The sequence below is a fragment of the Streptomyces eurythermus genome, from assembly GCF_014649115.1.
Lineage (GTDB): Bacteria > Actinomycetota > Actinomycetes > Streptomycetales > Streptomycetaceae > Streptomyces > Streptomyces eurythermus.
In genome coordinates, this window is sequence record NZ_BMSK01000068.1 from 1 (window position 1) to 550 (window position 550).

Consider the following 550-nt stretch of genomic DNA (forward strand, 5'->3'; position numbering starts at 1 on the left):
AAGCGCCGGCTAACTACGTGCCAGCAGCCGCGGTAATACGTAGGGCGCAAGCGTTGTCCGGAATTATTGGGCGTAAAGAGCTCGTAGGCGGCTTGTCACGTCGGGTGTGAAAGCCCGGGGCTTAACCCCGGGTCTGCATTCGATACGGGCTAGCTAGAGTGTGGTAGGGGAGATCGGAATTCCTGGTGTAGCGGTGAAATGCGCAGATATCAGGAGGAACACCGGTGGCGAAGGCGGATCTCTGGGCCATTACTGACGCTGAGGAGCGAAAGCGTGGGGAGCGAACAGGATTAGATACCCTGGTAGTCCACGCCGTAAACGGTGGGAACTAGGTGTTGGCGACATTCCACGTCGTCGGTGCCGCAGCTAACGCATTAAGTTCCCCGCCTGGGGAGTACGGCCGCAAGGCTAAAACTCAAAGGAATTGACGGGGGCCCGCACAAGCAGCGGAGCATGTGGCTTAATTCGACGCAACGCGAAGAACCTTACCAAGGCTTGACATACACCGGAAAGCATTAGAGATAGTGCCCCCCTTGTGGTCGGTGTACAG

At 57.5% G+C, this 550-nt stretch carries 1 rRNA gene; it reads left to right on the forward strand.

Going from position 1 to position 550, the window contains the following annotated elements:
• Positions 1–550, forward strand: a 16S ribosomal RNA gene (locus tag IE251_RS40500); the annotation flags it as partial.